Below are 2,585 nucleotides of genomic sequence, written 5' to 3'. Positions count from 1 at the left end.
GAGGTAGAGGACTCCGTCGACCTGCGCTGCATCCCAGATGGAGGCGTCGTCCGCGAGGCCCAGGTCGACCGGGGACGCACCGTCTTCAGTGACCAGGACGGGGTCCGCGCCAGGAACCAGGACGCTGTCCTCGGTGAGGGGAATCGCACCCGAGACGGCGGCGGTGCTGCTGAACCCTACGAAGTAATCGCTCCCAACGGTCCATCGGTAGATGGTCGCCTCGGGTTCTCCGACACCCTCGCAGGTCATGAAGATCGCCCCGTTGGTAGGGAGCAACCTGTGCTCGCCGGAGCATGGCCACGGGAGCTCCTGCCACGAGATGCCGTTGTCCGTGCTGAGTCGCGGGACCGACGTGATGTTGCCCTCGCCGATCGGTCGCGGCTCGACGACGACGGTGTCGCCGACGATCGCGACCCACTGCATGCCGTCGGTGTCGGGGACGTCGAAGTGCTGGAAGTCGTCGCTGCCGACCGGAGCGCGCCAGAGGCTGCCCGACCCGAAGTTCACCATCCACGCGTAGTCCGCGGAGGAGTCCACGAGGTAGCTGTCGCCGAGGTACTGAGGCGCTTCGGGCGGGAGGTCGAGGGTGGTCCAGGTGCGTCCGGCGTCGTGCGTGGTCCAGACCTGGTCCTCGGCCGCGGCCCAGCCGTTGCGGCCGTCGGGGGTGAAGGACAGCCGGTCGACGAACGGGACCGGGAACCGGTGCAGCTCCTGCAGCTTGCCGGTGCGCCGTTCGTAGAGCACCGAACAGTCGCACTGGGCGTTGTCTGCGGTCACGTAGAGAACACCGCCTGCGGCCTCCACCGCGAGCGAGGACGGCAACGCATCGAGCGGCGCGGGGTCAGTGACCGTCTCCGTCGGCCTCGGTGCCGGGGACGGGCGCGAGTCGTCGGACAGCAGCGATCCGCCGAACGCGATGCCGCCGACCACGACGGCAGATGCCACCACGGCACCCAGCGTGGTCCGGGTCGTACGACGGCGCCGGGCGCCGCGGCGTACGTCGCTGAGCATCCGGTCGGTGGCGCCGTCGACGTCCGCGCCGAAGGCCTCGCGCAGGGCTTCCTCGAGGCTGGTCATGACATCTCCTCCCGGTCGGCGAAGGTGGGCAGCTGGACACGGAGGGCAGCCATGGCGCGGTTCGCCTGGCTCTTGACGGTTCCGATCGAGCAACCGAGCGCCTCGGCGGTCTGCGCCTCGGTGAGGTCCTCGTAGTAGCGCAGCGCGATCACGGCCCGTTGCCGCGGTGGCAGCCGTCGTACGGCGGCGAGGAGCTCGTGGTCGAACGGCCGCTCTGATCCACCGGAATCGGCATCGCCCCGCTCGGTGAGGGGGCGTTCGCGGCGCACCTTGCGCCAGACCGACACGCTGCGGTTCACCATCGCTCGTCGTACGAATGCCTCGGGGTCATCGACGCGCCTCCACCGCAGGAGTGTGCGCTCGAGGGCGTCCTGCACGAGGTCCGCTCCGCGCTGCTCGTCGCCGGCCAGGGCCCGGCCGAGCTTGAGCAGGTGGGGGAGCCGTGCCTCGACGAAGGCCGCGAACGCGGCGTCGTCCCGCTCGTCCGCGCCACCTTCAGCCGCACCCCGTCGGGGCCGCGCTGTCATCGCGCCTCCACCGGGCTCATGTTGCCGCTCCATGTCCCAAGGACGCGCGAGCCACGCAAAGGGTTGTACGCGAGTTTCCCGGCCGGTGAGCAGGCTCCCTAGACTGGCCGATCGTGGGCCACATCCAGATCACGCCGTCGATCCTCAACTCCGACTTCGCCAGGCTCGGGGAGGAGGTCGCGCGGATCCCCGGTGCTGACTGGGTGCACGTGGACGTCATGGACAACCACTTCGTGCCCAACCTGACCTTCGGCCCGACCATGGTCGAGGCGCTAGCCCGCGCGAGCTCGGTGCCGCTGGACGCGCACCTGATGATCGAGGACGCCGACCGCAACGCCCTGGCCTACGTCGAGGCCGGTTGCGGCTCCGTGACCTTCCACGTCGAGGCGGCCAAGGCCCCCGTGCGCCTGGCGCGGGAGATCCGCAAGGCCGGCGCCCGGGCGAGCATGGCGCTCAAGCCTGCGACCCCGATCGAGCCCTACGAGGACATGCTCGCCGAGCTCGACATGGTGCTGATCATGACCGTGGAGCCCGGCTTCGGTGGCCAGAAGTTCCTCGACCTGTGCCTGCCCAAGATCCGCCGCGCGCGGGCGCTGATGGACAAGCACGGCGTCGAGACCTGGCTGCAGGTCGACGGTGGCGTGTCCCTGGAGACCATCGAGCGCTGCGCCGAGGCGGGGGCCGACGTGTTCGTCGCCGGCTCTGCCGTCTACTCCGCCGAGGACCCGGACAAGATGATCGCGTCCCTGCGCGAAGCCGCCACCGCCGCACAGGTGAAGTAGCTCCGCACCCACGCGTACTGTCGGTGGGGAAGCCGTTCAGGCTTCCACTCAAAGGAGCAGTCATGGCCGACAAGTCACCCCGTCAGAACCTGTCCAAGAAAGCGGGCAAGTCTCTGAAGGAGAAGCGCGCGGACAAGCACGCCAAGGCCGATGCGAAGAACACGTCGTCGATCGTTCCCCCGGGCAAGGGCCGCTGAGG

The 2,585-nt window shown here is 69.5% G+C and carries 4 protein-coding genes; 2 read left to right on the top strand and 2 right to left on the bottom strand.

Annotated features, from left to right (window positions below; translation table 11 throughout):
- Both ACOADB_RS01540 and ACOADB_RS01535 read right to left on the bottom strand, forming a co-directional pair.
- Positions 1-1,077 (bottom strand): hypothetical protein (locus ACOADB_RS01540; RefSeq protein ID WP_378596150.1); only part of this gene is annotated, 1,077 nt, incomplete at its 3' end.
- Positions 1,074-1,604: a SigE family RNA polymerase sigma factor gene (locus ACOADB_RS01535; protein ID WP_378596149.1), complete on the bottom strand. Its 531-nt coding sequence runs from the start codon at positions 1,602-1,604 to the stop codon at positions 1,074-1,076. The genes ACOADB_RS01535 and ACOADB_RS01540, both read right to left, overlap by 4 nt.
- Before the next feature lie 113 nt (positions 1,605-1,717).
- Here ACOADB_RS01535 and rpe point away from each other — a divergent pair, with 113 nt between their 5' ends.
- Positions 1,718-2,386: a ribulose-phosphate 3-epimerase gene (gene rpe, locus ACOADB_RS01530; RefSeq protein WP_378596148.1), complete on the top strand. Its 669-nt coding sequence runs from the start codon at positions 1,718-1,720 to the stop codon at positions 2,384-2,386.
- A 62-nt stretch (positions 2,387-2,448) separates the two neighbouring features.
- On the top strand, positions 2,449-2,583 hold the full coding sequence (locus tag ACOADB_RS01525) for a hypothetical protein (protein WP_378596147.1): 135 nt from the start codon (positions 2,449-2,451) through the stop codon (positions 2,581-2,583).
- Positions 2,584-2,585: the final 2 nt, after the last annotated feature.

It is taken from the genome of Nocardioides sp. CPCC 206348 (assembly GCF_048654705.1).
Taxonomy (GTDB): Bacteria; Actinomycetota; Actinomycetes; order Propionibacteriales; family Nocardioidaceae; genus Nocardioides.
Note: the sequence above shows the minus strand (reverse complement) of the source record. Positions and strands in the feature narration are given on the sequence as shown.

Excerpts from the sequence above, each read along its gene's own strand:
- ACOADB_RS01525 (WP_378596147.1), top strand. The coding sequence starts at position 2,449 with ATGGCCGACAAGTCACCCCGTCAGAACCTGTCCAAGAAAGCGGGCAAG.
- ACOADB_RS01535 (WP_378596149.1), bottom strand. The coding sequence starts at position 1,604 with ATGACAGCGCGGCCCCGACGGGGTGCGGCTGAAGGTGGCGCGGACGAG.